Genomic DNA, 16,012 nt, shown 5'->3' with positions numbered 1-16,012 from the left:
ACATGATGACAATTCGGGAGAGACGATGAGCGTAGCAACCCTCAACGGTGATCCGGCTGCGCCGTGCGGTGTCCGCACCGGAGAACCCCGCTTGCTGGCCGATATCGGCGGCACGCATGCGCGCTTCGCGCTGGAGACCGCATTCGGCGGGATCGGCGACGTGCGCGTCTATCGATGCAGCGCCCATGCCGGCGTGGACGACGCGGTGCGCGCGTTCCTGCGCGACACGGGCGGCGCGCGGGTGCGGGATGCGGCGATCGCGATCGCCAATCCCGTGGACGGCGACATGATCAGCATGACCAATCATGACTGGCGCTTCTCGATCGACGCGACGCGTCGCGCGCTCGGGTTCGACACGCTGCACGTCTTCAACGACTTCGCGGCGCTGGCGATGGCCGTGCCGCATCTGCCCGCGGAGCAACGGCGGCAGGTCGGCGGCGGGCGCGCGGCGCCCGCGGGTACGATCGGCGTGCTCGGCGCGGGAACGGGGCTGGGCGTCTCGGCGCTCGTGCGCGCAGGCGACGCATGGGTGCCGGTGTCCGGCGAGGGCGGGCATGTGTCGTTCGCGCCCGCGGATGCACGCGAGGCCGACGTGCTGCAGTACGCGCGGGCGCGCTGGCCGCACGTGTCGTTCGAGCGGCTGGTCGCGGGCCCCGGCATCGCGGTGATTCACGCGGCGCTTGCCGTGCGCGACGGCTGCGACGCACCGCGGGCCGACGCGGCCGATACGGCCACCATCATCGATCGCGCGCTTGCCGGCGACGCACGCTGCGCGGCGACCCTCGATTGCTTCTGCGGCATGCTCGGCACGTTCGCGGGCAACCTGGCGCTGACGCTCGGCGCGACCGGCGGCATCCATATCGGCGGGGGCGTCGTGCCGCGCCTCGGTGCATGGTTCGATGCGTCGCCGTTTCGAGCCCGCTTCGAGGCGAAGGGCCGCTTTGCCGCTTACCTCGCGAAGATTCCGACCTTCGTGATCACCGCGCCGCATCCGGCCTTCGTCGGCGTGTCGCACCTGCTCGCCCGTGCGTTGGGCAAGGCCGGCTGACGCGAGTCCGGCTTGCGGGGTTGTAGTGCGACTGTCTGAAAAAAGTCGGCATGTCGAAAGAAATCCGGCGCGCGACGCTGCCCTATGGAATACGCCGACTGGAAGTCGTCCCGGAACTCATTTATTTTTAGAGGAGTGTCGCCGAGGCGTCGTGCGTTCCGGAGGAGTCGTGACCGCATTCCAGAAGGTGTGGCAGCTGCTCGTCGGAAAACCGCTGGATCCGCTCGATCCGCGCACGCGGCATGCGATCGCCGTGACGCCGCTCCTGGCCTGGGTCGGGCTCGGCGCCGACGGGTTGTCGTCGTCGTGCTACGGCCCGGAAGAGGCGTTCCTCGCGCTCGCGCACCACACGCCGCTCGCGCTGTTCCTCGCGCTTGCAACCGCGGCGACCGTCTTCATCATCGCGCTCGGCTACAACCAGGTGATCGAGCTGTTCCCGACGGGCGGCGGCGGCTATCGCGTCGCGACGTCGCTGCTCGGGTCGAAGCCGGGGCTGGTATCGGGCGCCGCGCTGCTGGTCGACTACGTGCTGACCGTCGCGACGTCGCTCGCGAGCGGCGTCGACGCGTTCTTCAGCCTGCTGCCGGTCAGTGCGCAGGCGTTCAAGCTCACGACCGAGATCGTGCTGATCCTGCTGATGACCGGGCTCAACTTCCGCGGGATGCGCGAATCGATCATGGTGATGCTGCCGATCTTCATCGGCTTCGTCGTGCTGCACTTCGGGCTGATCGTGTACGGCGTCGCCGCGCACGGCAGCAACCTCGCGATGATCGTGCCCGACGCCGTGCACGAGGCGCACGGCATGTCGCAGTCGGTCGGCGCGTTCGTGATGCTCGCGTTGCTGATGCGCGCGTTCTCGCTGGGCGGCGGCACCTATACGGGCCTCGAGGCCGTGTCGAACAACGTGAACATGCTCGCCGATCCGCGCGTGCCGAACGGCAAGGTGACGATGTGGTACATGTCGACGTCGCTCGCGTTCACGGCCGGCGGCATCATCCTGCTGTACATGCTGTGGCACGCGCGGCCCGTCGAAGGCGAGACGCTCAACGCGGTCGTGTTCGGCAGCGTGATCGATCATCTCGGGCTCGGCTCGGCGTTCGCGCGCCATGCGCTGCTCGCGGCCGTGCTCGCGTTCGAGGCCGGGCTGCTGCTGGTCGGCGCGCAGACGGGCTTCCTCGACGGCCCGGCCGTGCTGTCGAACATGGCGTCGGATTCGTGGGTGCCGCGCCATTTCCGCGACCTGTCGACACGCCTCGTGCGGCAGAACGGCATCATCGTCGTCGGCCTGTCGAGCCTGCTGATCCTGCTGTGGACGCACGGCAACGTCGACGTGCTCGTCGTGCTGTACAGCATCAACGTGTTCCTCACGTTCAGCATGTCGCTGCTCGGGCTGTGCACGTACTGGTGGCGCCATCGCGGCGAGCAGGGCTGGTTCAAGCACTTCTTCCTGTCGGCGCTCGGGCTGAGCGTGACGGCCACCGTGCTCGTCATCACGCTGATCGAGAAGTTCACGGCGGGCGGCTGGCTGACGGTGCTCGTGACGAGCGCGGTGATCGCGCTGTGCTTCATGATCAACCGCCACTATGCGGATACGCGCACGCAGCTCGCGAAGGAGGACGCGCTGTTCTCCGGGAAGCCGCCCGAAGTGGACGAGGCCGTCGCGCCGGGCAAGCCCGACCCGTCGCAGCCGACCGCCGTGCTGCTGGTCGGCAAGCATCGCGGCGCGAGCATGCATGCGCTGCTGTGGGTCAACCGGCTGTTTCCCGGCCACTTCCGCAACGTGATCTTCCTCGCGGTCGGCGAAGTCGATGCGAAGGCATACGACGGGCACGAACATCTCGAACGGCTGCGTCACGCGATCACCGAATCGCTCGACTACTATGTCGCGCACTGCCGCCGCAACGGCATCGCGGCCGACTACCGGATCGCATTCGGCACGAACCCCGTCGTCGAATTCATGAACCTCGCGTCGTCGACGCTCGACGACTATCCGAACGCGGTGTGCTTCGCGAGCAAGCTGATCTTCCGGCGCGTGAATTTCCTGACCGCGTGGCTGCACAATCAGACGCCGGTCGAATTGCAGGCGCGGCTGCATGTCGAGGGAAAGCAGATGGTGTTGCTGCCGATGAACGTCGGGTAGCATGGCGGCACGCACACGTTCGCTTGACGTGGTGCGGCAAGCGCGCGGGCGACTGCTGGCCGCAGCCGTCAGGGCTGATGATGCCGATGCGGGCGGTGAGGCCGCCGCAGCGACGGATGACGGAATTTGGCCCGCAGCCGGTCGCGCCCCGGACGCTTGACGAAGAACAGCACGGCGAGCGCGACAAACGCCAGCAGTACGACGATTTCCACGATCCCGTTTTCCATGGTGCCTCCCGGTCGCAGGCGTGCGATCCTTCGTCAGCGTTGGGCGATCGGGCGTATGCCGGCGGCCGCACGCGACGACGCTTTCATGTCTCATTCTAGGCCGGCGGCCACCGGCTTGACGCGTGCGTATGCGTCGCCCACACTGGCCCCACGAGTGTCGCGCGGTTGACCCTGATCGCCGCGCAACCGCGCTTTCCGTGAACCGCGACGAGGTGCGATGTGGTGCGCTTTTCTGTCGGCCTGGCCGGCTGGATGCTGGCATGCGTTGCCGCGTTCGGTACGTCGAACGCCGTCGATGCGACGACGGGCGCGAACGACACAGCCGACGAAGCGCCCGTCACGCTCGTCAGCGACGTCCACGAATTCGTGATCCAGCACGACGGCTCGCTCGACGAGCACGACGATTCGACGCTGCGCGCGAACAACGCGAACGGTATCGACGCGGTCGCGCAGCGCTACGTATGGTTCGACAAGAATCTCGAGCAGGTCGACCTGCTCGCGGCCGAGACGATCGATCGCGAAGGCGTCGCGCATCCGGTCGGCGCGGACGGCATTCGCGACGTGCAGGAGCCGCGCTCGGCCGGCGCGCCGACGTTTCAGGACGGGCTGTTGCGCACCGTCGTGTTTCCCGGCGTCGAAGCCGGGTCCAGCACGCGAGTGGCGTTCCGCAAGACGCGCACGAAGCCCGTCAATCGCGGCTACTTCGGCTACTACGTCGAGCCGTCGCGCGAGCCCGTCGACAGCCAGCGGCTGATCTTCGACGTACCGGCCGACCTGCCGCTGTACGCGGATGCGCGCGGCTACGTCGCGCTGCCGCCGGTCACGGTGAACGGCCGCACGCGCTACGAATTCGATTACCGGCACGGCCCGTACGAGCGCATCGAGAGCGGCGCGGTCGGCTACCCGACCTACGGCGACCGGCTCGTCGTCTCGACGCTACCCGACTACGCGGCATTCGCCGCACGCTACCGCAACGCGGCTGTCGACCCGAGCGCAGGCGATCCGGCCGTTGTGCAACTGGCGCGCGCGCTCACCGCCGATGCTGCCGATCCGCGCGACAAGGCGCGCATCCTGTACGACTGGGTGCAGGCGAACGTGCGCTACGTGGGGCTGTTCCTCGGCGAAACGGCCGCCGCCCCGCATCGCGCGACGGACATCCTGCGCAACCGCTACGGCGATTGCAAGGATCACGTCGCGCTGTTCGGCGCGCTGCTCGCGGCGGTCGGCATCCGCAGCGAGCCGGTGCTGATCAATCTCGGTTCGGTCTATACGCTGCCGTCGGTACCCGGTTACGGCGGCGGCGCGATCAACCACGCGATCACGTGGCTGCCCGATCTCGCGCTTTACGCGGATACGACGACGGCCGGCATCGCGTTCGGTTACCTGCCGCCGATCGTGATGGACCGCCCGGCGCTGCTGGTCGACACGGGCGTGCTGTCGCGCACGCCGGCCACGCAGCCGCGTGGCCGCGTGGCGCGCGTCGAGATCGACGCCGCGCAGCCGGGCGCCGCGCGTTTTCATGCGTACGTCGAGGACAGCGGCTGGACGGCGGAACTCGAACGCAACCTCTTTCGTCGCGCACCGCACGACCGCATCGATCAGCTCGCGACCGAGCGCTTGCGACAAAGCGGCCTGCGCGGCCGCGCGCAACTGTCGACCAGCGACCGGCGCGTGACCGACGGGCCGTTCGACGTGACGGTCGCGGGCACGCTCGATCATTTCGTATGGCCCGATGGCACGACCGCATTGCCCGCGCTGTCGAGCCTCACGGGCGGTATCGCGACGCAGGTCGAGAGCTGGCTGGCCGAGCCCGTGCGCACGCAGCCGTGGGGCTGCCTGGGCGGCACGTTCGACGAGACGGGCCAGATCGCGTTGCCGGCCGGTGTCGTCGTGACCGACCTGCCGGCCGACGCGGCCGTGCACGACGGCTTTGTCGACTTCACGTCGCATTACGTGTTCGATGCGGCCGCGCGCGTCGTGCAGGTCACGCGGCGGATGAAGGCGGATTTCGGCCGCCAGGTGTGCACGCCCGGCGAATTTACCGCGCTGCGCGCGTCGCTCGAGCGCATCGAGCGCGACACGCAGGCACAGATCGTCGTGCGGGCGAAAGGGCGTTGAACGGGTAGCGGCATCGAGCGCGTCGCCGCCATCGGTCGACGCGCGGGAGGGCCATCATGACGGAACGGGATGACGAGATTGCCGATCTCTCGAAGGACTTGCTGGGCCGGATCGTGCAGGGTGCCGTCGCGAACGGCGCGGCCGTGGATGCGGAGCAGTGTGCGGCGCTTGCCGTGCAGTGCGCAACGGCGCTGGTCGACAAGCTCGAGGCGCGCAGCGGCTGAGCGCTGAAGCAGCGTCGGGCGTTACGCTTCGGCGCGCACCTCGCCATCCGCGCGCACCGCGCCCGGCGGCTTGCCGACCACGCGCTTGAACGCACGGCTGAACGCGGCCAGCGAACCGTAGCCGAGCCGGTACGCGACGGCTTCGATCGACTCGTGGTCGCGTGCGATCCATTGCGCGGCGAGCCGCATCCGCAGATCGGTCAGGTAGCGCACGGGCGTCATCCCGGTGGCCGCGAGAAACCGTTCGGCGAACACCGAGCGCGACACGCCCGCCTCGGTTGCGAGTTCCGCGACGCTCCAGTTGCGACCGGGGTCGCGATGCAGCGCGACGATCGCGCGGCCGAGCTTCGGCTCGCGCAGCGCCTGCACCCAGCCCGTCGCGTCGCCGCATCCGCACTCGACCCAGCCGCGCACGATGAACGCCGCGACCACATCCGCGAGCCGCGCGAGGATGCCCGCGAAGCCCGCGCGCGCCGTGCACGCTTCGCGTTCCATCGCGTCGAGCATCGGGCGGATTTCCGGGTAGCGCGCGAGCAGCGTGCCGACGTGCATGAACTCGGGCATCGTGCCGACCAGCGGCTGCATGCCGCCGAGATCGAGCTCCATGCACGCGCTGAAGATCAGCGCATCGCCGGCGCCCGGCTCGGTCGTCGCGCAACTGGCCGGCGATGCGCCGGCCGACGCCACCGACGCGACCGTATCGCAGATCTTCGCGACCTCGAAGCCGTTGAGCTCGCGGCACGGCGCATCCGCGTCGGACACCAGCGCGTGCACGCGGCCGTGCGGCAGCAGGATCGCGTCGCCGGCCTCGAGCCGCATCGTGTCGCCCGACGCGTCACGCAGCAGCACGGGCCCGCGCACCACGAAATGGAACTGCGCGCGGCCCGTCACATGGCCGAAATTCAGTCCGAATGGCCGCGCGACCTGGATGCGGCGGTACTGCACGCCGCTCAGTCGCATCCCCAGCAGAAGCTCGCTGACGAGGTCGTGCACATCGGGAATCGGGGGCAGAAGGGGTTCGGACATATCGAGATTCGGACGTTCGATCAATAAGTGCGGATTGTATGTCATAGACCGTCCTGACGTGGTTCCTTACGATACGCCCTCATCAGTATTTTCCCTAACCGACACGGAACCACGCATGAATCCCGGAATCTCCTCGGCCGCCTCGACGGCGGCCCCCCGCGAACCGGCCTGGGGCGCGGTGTTCGCGATGACGCTCGGCGTGTTCGCGCTGGTCACGGCCGAATTCCTGCCGGCGAGCCTGCTGACGCCGATGGCCGACAGCCTCGGCGTGACCGAAGGCGTGGCCGGGCAGGCCGTCACGGCCACCGCGACGGTCGCGCTCGTCACGAGCCTGCTGATCTCGGCGCTGACGCGCACGATCGACCGGCGGCGCGTGCTGCTCGTGTTCTCGGTGCTGCTCGTGGCGTCGAACCTGGCGGTCGCGTTCGCGCCGAACCTGACGACGCTGCTGATCGGCCGCGTCGTGCTCGGCATCGCGCTCGGCGGCTTCTGGACGATGGCGACGGCCACCGCGATGCGGCTCGTACCGACGTCGATGGTGCCGCGCGCGCTGTCGATCATCTTCAGCGGCGTGGCGGTCGCGACGATTGCGTCCGCGCCGATGGGCAGTTACTTCGGCCACCTGATCGGCTGGCGCAACGTGTTCCTGATCGCGGCCGCGCTCGGCGGGCTTTCGTTCGTGTCGCAGATCCTCACGCTGCCGTCGATGCCGCCGAGCGGCACGACGCGGCTGCGCACGCTGATCGACGTGCTGCGCCGGCCGACCGTCGGCCTCGGGATGTTCGCGACGATCCTCGTGTTCACCGGGCATTTCGCGTTCTTCACGTATCTGCGGCCGTTCCTCGAGCAGGTGGCCGGGGTCGGCGTGAACGGGCTGTCGGCGATCCTGCTCGGCTACGGCATCGCGAACTTCGTCGGCACGTCGCTGGCCGGCCGCGTGCTCGAACACCGGTTGCGGCCGATGCTGATCGGCATGCCCGCGTTGATGGTCGTGCTCGGCATCGCGCTCGTCGCGCTCGGCCGCGCGCCGATGATCGACGCGGTGCTCGTCGCGTTGTGGGGGATGGCGTTCGGCGGCGTGCCCGTCGCGTGGTCGACGTGGGTCACGCGTACCGTGCCCGACGAGGCCGAGAGTGCCGGCGGGCTGATCGTCGCGGCGATCCAGCTGGCGATCGCGACGGGCGCGGCGGCCGGCGGCGTCGTGTTCGACGCGAACGGTGCGGCCGGCGTGTTCGTCGGTGCGGCCGTCGTACTGGCCGTTGCCGTTGCAACGATCGTGACCGGCGTGCCGAAGCGGGTCGGTGTCGCGGTGTCCTGACCGGCCGGGCAGGGCCCGCGTTTCGCGGGCCCGCCGGCGGTCGTCGGTCCGTCAGGCCGCGCCGGTAGTCGCGATGCGGTCGAGTTCCGCGAGCGAGTCTTCCGGCAGATCGAGGTCGGCCGCCGCGAGATTCTCGCGCAGATGCGCGACCGACGACGTGCCTGGAATCAGCAACACGTTCGGTGCGCGGCGCAGCAGCCACGCCAGCGCGACCTGCATCGGCGTCGCGCCGACGCGTGCCGCCACGCCGGACAGCGTTGATGACTGCAGCGGCGAGAAGCCGCCGAGCGGAAAGTACGGCACGTAGGCGATACCGTCACGGGCCAGCGCGTCGATCAGCGCATCGTCGCCGCGATGCGCGATGTTGTAGTGGTTCTGCACGCAGACGATGTCGCAGATCCGCCGACCTTGCGCGACCTGCGCGGCCGTCACGTTGCTCAGGCCGATGTGGCGGACGAGCCCGCGCCGCTGCAGTTCGGCGAGCACGCTCAGCGGCGCTTCGATCGACCCTTCGGCCGGCCCGTGAGGGTCGAACATGATGCGCAGGTTGACCACGTCGAGCCTGTCGAGTCCGAGGTTGCGCAGGTTGTCGTGCACGGCCCGTTCGAGTTCGTCGGGCGCGAACGCGGGCAGCCACGCTGCGTCGTCGCCGCGGCGCGCGCCGATCTTGGTGACGATCGCGAGATCGTCGCGATACGGATGCAACGCTTCGCGGATCAGCTGGTTCGTGACGTGCGGGCCGTAGAAGTCGCTGGTGTCGATATGGTCGACGCCGGACGCGACGGCTTCGCGCAAGACGTTCAGCGCCGCGTCGCGATCCTTCGGCGGGCCGAACACGCCGGGGCCCGCGAGCTGCATTGCGCCGTAGCCGATTCGTTTGACGTTGCGATTGCCGAGCCTGAAGGCGGCGGTGTGTCGGATGTCGGACATGACTCTGCTCCTGTTGATGAGTCCGCCCAGCATAGGGATTGGCCGTCTGCGCGATAAGCCGTCATAATCCGCACGGGTTGTACGAAAAGGCGAACAATGCAAGCCGATCTGGGCGATCTGAATGCGTTCATGGCCGTGGCGCGCGCCGGCGGATTCCGTGACGCCGCACGCGTGACGGGCCTCAGCGCGTCGGGGCTGAGCGAGGCCGTGCGCCGGCTGGAGGCGCAGCTCGGCGTCCGGCTGCTGCACCGCACGACGCGCAGCGTCGTGCCGACCGAAGCCGGCGAGCGCCTGCTCGCGCGCGTCGGGCCCGCGCTGACCGAAGTGGCGGCGGCGCTCGACGGTATCGGCGATTTCCGGGACAGACCGGCCGGCACGTTGAAGCTGAACGTGCCGGTCAGCGCGTCCCGGCTCGTGCTGCCCTCGATCGTGCCGCGCTTCCTCGACGCGTACCCGGACATCCGGCTGGAAGTGATCGCCGACGAAAGTTTCGTCGACGTGCTGGCCGCGGGATGCGACGCGGGCATCCGCTACGACGAGCGGCTCGAACAGGACATGATCGCGGTGCCGATCGGCCCGCGCATTCAGCGGTTCGCGACCGCGGCCGCGCCGGGTTATCTCGATCGTCACGGCCGGCCGCGGCATCCGCGCGACCTGCTCGACCATCGCTGCCTGCGCGGACGTTTCGCGAGCGGGTCGATGCCGCCGTGGGAGTTCGAGCGCGACGGCGAGGTCGTGCGGATCCAGCCGGCCGCCGGGCCGCTGCTGGTGCAGGTCGGCGGCGCGTCGGACCTGATGGTCGATGCGGCGATCGCCGGCACGGGCATCGTGCATCTGTTCGAAGACTGGCTGCGTCCGCATCTCGAGCGCGGCGCCCTCGAACCCGTGCTCGAACCCTGGTGGCGGCCGTTTTCAGGGCCGTTCCTCTATTACCCCGGCCGACGTCTCGTGCCGCCGGCACTGCGCGCGTTCATCGATTTCATCAAGGCATCCTGAGCGATGCGGGCGGGCGCCGCGCCGGCCCGCCGCTCAGCGCACCGGCGCGTGCGCGTCGAGCAACTGCCGGTGGCGCGCGTCGGTCGCGTCGTCTGCCGGAAACATGCACTCCATGCGCAGTTCCTGCGCGGCCGCGCTTTGCGGCGTGCCGACCGTCGTGACCAGCGAGAAGTAGCGCAGCACGACGCCTTCGTGAATGAAGCCGATCGGAATGACCGGCAGCGACGGCGACGCGGCCGGCGCCGGTGGCGTTTTCCAGTCGCACGGCGCCTCGGGGGCGGCGAGCAGGTCGTCGAGCAGCCGCCGGGTTTCGTCGTCGATCACGCGGCCGACCGATTCGCGATGCACGCGCTGCAGCAGGCTGCGCGACACGGTGTCCCAGTCGGCGACGAACGGCTGCATGCCGAGCGGATCGAACATCAGGCGCAGCAGGTTGCGCGGGCCTTCGCGTGCAGCCATGTCGATGAAGCAGCCGAAGAAGCGCGGCGCCGCATCGTTGGTCATCAGCACGTTCCAGTGCCGGTCCATCACGATCGCCGGAAACGGCTCGTGCTGGCGCACGACGCGTTCGAGCGCGCGGATCACGCCGTGCATCTCCTGCGCGTCCCACGGCGCTTCCGAATACACCGGCGCATAGCCGGCCGCGAGCAGCAGCGCGTTGCGCTCGCGCAGCGGCACATCCAGCGTCTGCGCAAGCGTCAGCAGCGTGTCGCGGCCCGGCACGCTGCGCCCGCTTTCGATGAAGCTGATCTGGCGCTGCGAGATCCCCGCGTCGAGCGACAGGTCGAGCTGGCTCACGCCGCGCACGTCGCGCCAGTAGCGCAGCAACTGGCCCAGTTCGTGCGGCGGCGTGTCCGGATCGCGGCGGCTGGCGTTCATCGGATGTCCCTGGTCGTTCCGTGATCGACGCGAACGACTATAGCGGACTCACACGGCACGCGCATGCCACGCGAATGCGTCGAACGGCGCTTCGAGCGCGGGCCGCGTGACGCTGCCGACGTAGTTCGTGATCGTCGATGCGGCGACGACGGCGATCACTTCCAGCAACTGCTCGGCGCTGAATCCGGCGTCGAGGAACGACTGCCGGTCGGCGTCGGCGATCCGTCCACGCGTGTCGATCAGCTTGCGCGCGATGGCCGACAGCGCGGCCAGAATCGCGTCGGCGGGCAGGCCGCCGCGGCGGATCGCGTCGACGTCGGCGTGCGTCACACCCTGTTTCAGCGCGAGCGCGGTGTGGAACGCAACCGGCCATTCGCTTGCGTTCGTGACCGCGTTGGTGAGCAGCAGCGTCTGGATCTGCGGCTCGGTGAGGCTGCTGGCGTGCACGCGCTCGAACAGGCCGATGAAGCCGTTGATCAGCACCGGCGACGCGGCCATGGCCGCCGCGATGTTCGGGACGATGCCGAAGGTTTGCTGGAGTTGCTGGAGGACGGGCTTCGATTCGGCCGGTGCGGAATCGATCGTATGAAGCGGATAGGCGGACATGATGTCTCCGGGGCGATGAGCGCCGCCGGAATGGCGGCGCGACACCCGAAGCGTAGGAGCGTGCCTGTCGCGCGCCAATTACATGGGATGTAATCGTTTGACGCGCGACAGGGCGTCTCCCGCCCCGCGAATCCGTTAGCCGCCTTGCTTGACCAGCGAAGCCAGCGTCTTCATCGCCTGCAGGTACGGATACGGCCCGTGGCTGATGCGTGCCACGCCGTAGTCGGCGAAATCCGCGAGCGTCGGCGTTTCCGACACGCGCATCACGTTCACGGGCAGCGGCGATGCGGCCGTCAGCGCGCGAATGAGCGCCGGCGAGCGAAGGCCCGGCACGAACAGGCCGTCGGCGCTGGCCGCGGCATAGGCGCGGGCACGAGCGAGCGTTGCCTCGAGCAAGCGTTCGTCGTGCGTATCTGCGGCTGCCTTGAAGAACACGTCGGTACGCGCGTTAATGAAGTAGTCGGCGCCCGCGCGATCGGCCGCCTGCCGTGCCGCCGCGATACGGGCCGCCGCTTCGTCCGCGTCGCGCAATTCGCCCGTTGCCGGAACGCTGTCCTCGAGATTGCAGCCGATCGCGCCGGCGTGGATGCTCAGCGTGATCGTGTCGCCGACATCGTCCGGCCGCTCGCCGTAACCGCTTTCCAGATCGACGGTGACGGGCAGGTCCGTCGCGCGCGTGATCCGCTCGAGCACCTCCATCATCAGCGCGCGCGGCATCTGTTCGCCGTCGACGAAGCCGTTCGCCACCGCGACCGACCAACTGCCGGTCGCCAGCGCGACGGCGCCCGCGTCGGCCACCGTGCGCGCACTGCCGGCGTCCCACACGTTGAACAGCGCCAGTGGCTGGCCCGCGCGGTGAAGCGAACGGAAATACGCGCCTTTCTCATTGCTGCTCATGCTCGTCCCTCCTTGTGAATACCGGATCGGTTGTCGTGCCGAGCGATATTGCCACCGAATCGGGCGCCGCGAGGCATTCGAGCAATGACAACTGACAAGGAATGGCAGGAGGCGAGCGACCGCCGTGCGTCGGCTCAGTCGCGCGCAGCCGGATCGACCGACAGCGCGCGCAACTGGCCGCGCAACTGATCGACTTCGCCCGGTGCGAACGGGCGCTCGATGTCAGCATGCGTCTGCTGCCACAGCGGGAACGCTTCGGCGAGCAGGTCGTGGCCGGCCGGCGTCAGTTCGAGCAGGCGGCTGCGCCGGTCGTCCGGGTCCTGCACGATCGTCACGAGGCCGCGCCGCTCGAGGGGCTTGAGCGCGGCGGTGAGCGTGGTGCGGTCCATCGCGAGCAGCGACGCGACCGATTTCATCGGCGCCGGTTGCGGCCGGTTCAGCGACATCAGCAGCGAAAACTGGCCGTTGGTGAGGTCGAGCGGACGCAGCGCATCGTCGAAGATGCGCGCAAGATTGCGCGCCGCGCGCTGCATGTGCAGGCACAGGCAGCAATCGCGCACCATCAGCGTCGTTTCGAAAGGAAGCTTTTCTTTTCGTGCCATGTTGCAATTGTGTTGATATCAACCTATCTTGTCAAGGTCGAGGCGCGGCAGCCCGCCGAGCCCGTCATCGGAGGAGAAGGCATGAGTGCTCAACAGCAGTTGTATCTCGCCGTATTTCTCGGGACCCAGGATAGCCCGGCCATGAAGGCGTGGGTGGCGCTTCCGGAGGAAGAGCGGCGCACGCGCGAGCGCGACGGCATTGCCGCGTGGCATGCATGGGTCGACCGGCATCGCGACGCGATCGTCGAGATGGGCGGGCCGCTCGGCAAGACCAAGACCATCGACGCAGGCGGCGTCAAGGATACGGCCAACGCGCTGAGCGGCTTTACCGTCGTGCGCGCGGCGTCGCACGATGCAGCGGCCGCGCTGTTCGAAGGCCATCCGCATTTCACGCTGTTCCCGGGCGTGGCGATCGACGTGATGCCGGTGCTGGCGATTCCCGGCGCGTGAGCGACCCGTGGTGCCGCGCGTCGCGTCGACGTGCCATGGCTCATGTGCGGATTTTTACCGACATTCTGGATGGAGATTGGCGATGAAGCTTTACGGATTTGCCGGCACGCGTTCGCAGCGCGCGCTGTGGGGGCTGAAGGAACTGGATGCGGATTTCGAATTCGTGTCGGTCAACCTGCTCCAGGGCGAGCACAAGCGGCCCGAATTCCTGCGTCTCAATCCGGCTGGCAAGGTGCCCGTGCTGGTGGACGGCGACCTCGTGATTCCCGAGTCGGCCGCGATCGTGCTGTATCTCGCGGACAAGTATCCGGAGAAGGCGCTGCTGCCCGTCGATCCGGCGTTGCGCGCGCAGGCGTATCGGTGGGTGATGTTCGCGGTAACGGAGCTCGAGCAGCCGCTGTGGCGGACCACGCGGCATTCGTTCCTCTATCCGCCTGAGAAGCGCTCGCCGGCCGACATCGAACTGGCGCGCGAGGATTTCACGACGATGGCCGCGGTCCTCGACAAGCATCTCGAAGGGCGCGAATTCATCGTCGGCGATTCGCTGACGGTGGCCGATTGCGTGACGGTCTACCTGATCGACTGGGCGAGCGAATGCCATCTGATCGAACCGTTCCCGCAGCTGCGCGCGTATCTCGAACGGCTGTATGCGCGGCCGAAGGCGCCGCAGCGGATCGCCGACGCACGCAAGGCAGCGTGATGGCACGGCGCGGGCATGCGCCGCACCCGGTTGCGGTCACGACACGTCGTCGGGGCCGCCGAGCGCGCGACACAGCATCGACAGGTCGCGCAGCGTGAGGTGCGGCGTCGCGGCATGCTGCGGCGCGTGCTCGACCTCCGGATGCGGGTCGCGCACGACCCATGCGGCCTGAAGCCCCGCGTTCAGTGCGCCGACGATATCGAGGTGGAAGTCGTCGCCGACGTGCAGCAGTTCGGCCGGACGCACGTCGAGTGCGTCCGCCGCCGCATGGAAGATCTCGGGTTCCGGCTTCGCGAAGCCGAATGCACGCGCGCTGAGCGTCGTGCGGAAGAATTCGCCGCCGCCGGTCAGCCGGAGATCCGCGTTGCCGTTGGTCACTGCAATCAACGGAAAGCGGGCGCTCAACCATGCCAGCGCAGGCAACGCGTCTTCGTAGAATTCGACGCGGTTCCGTGCTGCATAGAACACGTCGTATGCCCGGTCGGTCAGCGAGACATCCTCGTTCGCGCGCTCCAGTGCGATGCGGATCGATCCGATTCTCATCGCACGAAAATCGCCGGCGAGGTCCGGGCGCAACCGTTCGTATTCCTCACGTAGTTCGCTCAACGCCTGTTGCGTGGGCAGCACGCTCTCGGTATCGGGCGCGTGCTCGATCAACCATGCGCGCAGCATCGCCTCGGCTCGTATGACCGACGGCCCGAACGGCCACAGGGTGTCGTCGAGATCGAAGGAGAGGGCGGAAACTTTGGTCAGACGCATGGCGGTTGAACGAGGAGGGTTGCTTACCACGGCCACGGAACGGCGGTGCCGGTGCCGTTGTCGAGGGCGTGCCGATACAGGAAGCGCGCGACGGTCAGGTCCTGAAGCGCGAGCCCCGTCATGTCGAAGACGGTGATCTCGTGCGCGGCACGGCCGACCGATGCCGCACCGGCGAGGATGTCACCGATTTCGGTGCGCGGCAAATCGGGCGCCCACTGGCACTCGCCGATGCTGCGCGCCTGATCGTGATCGTCGACGAAAATGCGCGCGCGTTCCAGCAGGCCGGCCGGGAGTTCGCGCTTGCCTGCCGTATCGGCGCCCACGCAGGTCAGATGCGTGCCCGGCTGCACGGCATCCGCGTCGAACAGCGCGCCGCCACCGGGCGTTGCCGTGATCACCACGTCGCTGTTGGCCACCGCGTCATGCCGGTCGCGTGCCACGCCGATCGTGCATCGCGCCAGGAAGGCCGATTCGAACACCGGGTCGGGCTCGCCGCTGACGTTCACGTACTGCACCGTGCACCGTTGCGGCAGCAGCCGGAGCGCGTAGTCGAGCTGGACGCGCGCCTGCACGCCCGTGCCGAACACGCAGATCCGCGTGCTGTCGCGGCGGGCCAGCTGTTGCAGCCCGAGGCCGCCGGCGGCGCCGGTCCGGGCCGTGGTGATCGCATTGCCGTCCATGATGCACAGCGGGCGGCCCGTGGCCGGGTCGAACAGCGCGACGGTGGCCTGATGCGGCTCGCCGCCGAGGCGCCGGTTGCCGGGCCAGAACCCGGCCGCCTTGAAACCGAGCAGGTCCTGGCCCGCGACGTCGCCCGACTTGATGCCGAACACGCCGCCGGTGTGCAGCTTTTCGCGCACGACCGGGAACACGCGTCCGGCCCGCTGGCTGTGCAGCACGAAGGCTTCGCGGACCGCCGCCATCACCTGCTCGGCCTGAAGGGCGGGTTCGACGGCATCGCGGTCGAGAAGGAGGAGTCGGGCGTCTGTCGGCATGTCGGATACGCCTTTCCGGCGCACGGTGAAACGGCAAGGTTTAAAGTGTGTCCAGATTTAGACAAATAGTCAACATTTGCGCAAGACGGTGTCGATG

General features: G+C 68.6%; 16 protein-coding genes and 1 pseudogene. 8 read left to right on the top strand and 9 right to left on the bottom strand.

Annotated features, from left to right (window positions below; translation table 11 throughout):
- Nucleotides 1–25: 25 nt before the first annotated feature.
- Nucleotides 26–1,024 (top strand): annotated as a pseudogene (locus HWX87_RS06465) (glucokinase); the annotation flags it as partial.
- A 193-nt stretch (nt 1,025–1,217) separates the two neighbouring features.
- Nucleotides 1,218–3,188 (top strand): APC family permease, encoded by a 1,971-nt coding sequence (locus HWX87_RS06460; protein ID WP_176046321.1) that lies wholly within the window; start codon nt 1,218–1,220, stop codon nt 3,186–3,188.
- 68 nt (nt 3,189–3,256) lie between these two features.
- Here the strand turns inward: HWX87_RS06460 and HWX87_RS06455 are convergent, their stop codons facing one another.
- Entirely contained in the window at nt 3,257–3,415 is a 159-nt protein-coding gene (locus tag HWX87_RS06455) for a hypothetical protein (RefSeq protein WP_176046320.1), read from the bottom strand.
- Nucleotides 3,416–3,667: 252 nt separating this feature from the next.
- Between HWX87_RS06455 and HWX87_RS06450 the strand changes: the two genes are divergently transcribed.
- Both HWX87_RS06450 and HWX87_RS06445 read left to right on the top strand, forming a co-directional pair.
- The gene (locus tag HWX87_RS06450) at nt 3,668–5,533 is read left to right on the top strand and encodes a DUF3857 and transglutaminase domain-containing protein (RefSeq protein ID WP_176046362.1); all 1,866 of its coding nucleotides are present in this window, start codon (nt 3,668–3,670) and stop codon (nt 5,531–5,533) included.
- A gap of 56 nt (nt 5,534–5,589) precedes the next feature.
- A complete protein-coding gene (locus tag HWX87_RS06445) occupies nt 5,590–5,757 on the top strand; it encodes a hypothetical protein (RefSeq protein ID WP_176046319.1) in 168 nt (55 codons plus the stop codon).
- Between the two features lie 21 nt (nt 5,758–5,778).
- Here the strand turns inward: HWX87_RS06445 and HWX87_RS06440 are convergent, their stop codons facing one another.
- Nucleotides 5,779–6,828, bottom strand: a complete 1,050-nt coding sequence (locus HWX87_RS06440; RefSeq protein ID WP_176046318.1) for an AraC family transcriptional regulator — start codon at nt 6,826–6,828, stop codon at nt 5,779–5,781.
- 70 nt (nt 6,829–6,898) lie between these two features.
- Between HWX87_RS06440 and HWX87_RS06435 the strand changes: the two genes are divergently transcribed.
- Nucleotides 6,899–8,101 (top strand): MFS transporter, encoded by a 1,203-nt coding sequence (locus HWX87_RS06435; protein WP_176046317.1) that lies wholly within the window; start codon nt 6,899–6,901, stop codon nt 8,099–8,101.
- Nucleotides 8,102–8,152: 51 nt separating this feature from the next.
- Here the strand turns inward: HWX87_RS06435 and HWX87_RS06430 are convergent, their stop codons facing one another.
- On the bottom strand, nt 8,153–9,031 hold the full coding sequence (locus HWX87_RS06430; RefSeq protein WP_176046316.1) for an aldo/keto reductase family oxidoreductase: 879 nt from the start codon (nt 9,029–9,031) through the stop codon (nt 8,153–8,155).
- A gap of 96 nt (nt 9,032–9,127) precedes the next feature.
- On the opposite strand from HWX87_RS06430, the gene HWX87_RS06425 reads away from it, so the two are divergent.
- A complete protein-coding gene (locus tag HWX87_RS06425; RefSeq protein WP_176046315.1) occupies nt 9,128–10,027 on the top strand; it encodes a LysR family transcriptional regulator in 900 nt (299 codons plus the stop codon).
- 33 nt (nt 10,028–10,060) lie between these two features.
- Here HWX87_RS06425 and HWX87_RS06420 read toward each other — a convergent pair whose 3' ends face one another.
- The 4 genes from HWX87_RS06420 to HWX87_RS06405 form a co-directional block, all read right to left on the bottom strand.
- Entirely contained in the window at nt 10,061–10,906 is an 846-nt protein-coding gene (locus HWX87_RS06420; RefSeq protein WP_176046314.1) for a helix-turn-helix transcriptional regulator, read from the bottom strand.
- 48 nt (nt 10,907–10,954) lie between these two features.
- Nucleotides 10,955–11,512, bottom strand: a complete 558-nt coding sequence (locus tag HWX87_RS06415) for a carboxymuconolactone decarboxylase family protein (RefSeq protein WP_176046313.1) — start codon at nt 11,510–11,512, stop codon at nt 10,955–10,957.
- Between the two features lie 135 nt (nt 11,513–11,647).
- Complete coding sequence (locus HWX87_RS06410) at nt 11,648–12,409, bottom strand: isocitrate lyase/phosphoenolpyruvate mutase family protein (RefSeq protein WP_176046312.1); 762 nt, start codon at nt 12,407–12,409, stop codon at nt 11,648–11,650.
- 134 nt (nt 12,410–12,543) lie between these two features.
- The gene (locus HWX87_RS06405; RefSeq protein WP_176046311.1) at nt 12,544–13,011 is read right to left on the bottom strand and encodes a MarR family transcriptional regulator; all 468 of its coding nucleotides are present in this window, start codon (nt 13,009–13,011) and stop codon (nt 12,544–12,546) included.
- Nucleotides 13,012–13,092: 81 nt separating this feature from the next.
- Between HWX87_RS06405 and HWX87_RS06400 the strand changes: the two genes are divergently transcribed.
- The gene (locus HWX87_RS06400) at nt 13,093–13,461 is read left to right on the top strand and encodes a YciI family protein (RefSeq protein WP_176046310.1); all 369 of its coding nucleotides are present in this window, start codon (nt 13,093–13,095) and stop codon (nt 13,459–13,461) included.
- An 82-nt stretch (nt 13,462–13,543) separates the two neighbouring features.
- Complete coding sequence (locus HWX87_RS06395) at nt 13,544–14,161, top strand: glutathione S-transferase family protein (protein WP_176046309.1); 618 nt, start codon at nt 13,544–13,546, stop codon at nt 14,159–14,161.
- 36 nt (nt 14,162–14,197) lie between these two features.
- Here HWX87_RS06395 and HWX87_RS06390 read toward each other — a convergent pair whose 3' ends face one another.
- Nucleotides 14,198–14,920 (bottom strand): HAD-IA family hydrolase, encoded by a 723-nt coding sequence (locus HWX87_RS06390; protein ID WP_176046308.1) that lies wholly within the window; start codon nt 14,918–14,920, stop codon nt 14,198–14,200.
- A 23-nt stretch (nt 14,921–14,943) separates the two neighbouring features.
- Complete coding sequence (locus HWX87_RS06385) at nt 14,944–15,915, bottom strand: ornithine cyclodeaminase family protein (protein WP_176046307.1); 972 nt, start codon at nt 15,913–15,915, stop codon at nt 14,944–14,946.
- Nucleotides 15,916–16,012: the final 97 nt, after the last annotated feature.

The organism is Burkholderia sp. BCC1644 (assembly GCF_902833225.1).
Lineage (GTDB): Bacteria > Pseudomonadota > Gammaproteobacteria > Burkholderiales > Burkholderiaceae > Burkholderia.
The sequence above is the reverse complement of the archived record's forward strand: the minus strand, read 5'-3'. Positions and strand labels throughout refer to the sequence as shown.

Coding starts and splice junctions, on each gene's coding strand:
- HWX87_RS06455 (WP_176046320.1), bottom strand. CDS start 3,415: ATGGAAAACGGGATCGTGGAAATCGTCGTACTGCTGGCGTTTGTCGCG.
- HWX87_RS06450 (WP_176046362.1), top strand. CDS start 3,668: ATGCTGGCATGCGTTGCCGCGTTCGGTACGTCGAACGCCGTCGATGCG.
- HWX87_RS06445 (WP_176046319.1), top strand. CDS start 5,590: ATGACGGAACGGGATGACGAGATTGCCGATCTCTCGAAGGACTTGCTG.
- HWX87_RS06440 (WP_176046318.1), bottom strand. CDS start 6,828: ATGACATACAATCCGCACTTATTGATCGAACGTCCGAATCTCGATATG.
- HWX87_RS06435 (WP_176046317.1), top strand. CDS start 6,899: ATGAATCCCGGAATCTCCTCGGCCGCCTCGACGGCGGCCCCCCGCGAA.
- HWX87_RS06430 (WP_176046316.1), bottom strand. CDS start 9,031: ATGTCCGACATCCGACACACCGCCGCCTTCAGGCTCGGCAATCGCAAC.
- HWX87_RS06425 (WP_176046315.1), top strand. CDS start 9,128: ATGCAAGCCGATCTGGGCGATCTGAATGCGTTCATGGCCGTGGCGCGC.
- HWX87_RS06420 (WP_176046314.1), bottom strand. CDS start 10,906: ATGAACGCCAGCCGCCGCGATCCGGACACGCCGCCGCACGAACTGGGC.
- HWX87_RS06415 (WP_176046313.1), bottom strand. CDS start 11,512: ATGTCCGCCTATCCGCTTCATACGATCGATTCCGCACCGGCCGAATCG.
- HWX87_RS06410 (WP_176046312.1), bottom strand. CDS start 12,409: ATGAGCAGCAATGAGAAAGGCGCGTATTTCCGTTCGCTTCACCGCGCG.
- HWX87_RS06405 (WP_176046311.1), bottom strand. CDS start 13,011: ATGGCACGAAAAGAAAAGCTTCCTTTCGAAACGACGCTGATGGTGCGC.
- HWX87_RS06400 (WP_176046310.1), top strand. CDS start 13,093: ATGAGTGCTCAACAGCAGTTGTATCTCGCCGTATTTCTCGGGACCCAG.
- HWX87_RS06395 (WP_176046309.1), top strand. CDS start 13,544: ATGAAGCTTTACGGATTTGCCGGCACGCGTTCGCAGCGCGCGCTGTGG.
- HWX87_RS06390 (WP_176046308.1), bottom strand. CDS start 14,920: ATGCGTCTGACCAAAGTTTCCGCCCTCTCCTTCGATCTCGACGACACC.
- HWX87_RS06385 (WP_176046307.1), bottom strand. CDS start 15,915: ATGCCGACAGACGCCCGACTCCTCCTTCTCGACCGCGATGCCGTCGAA.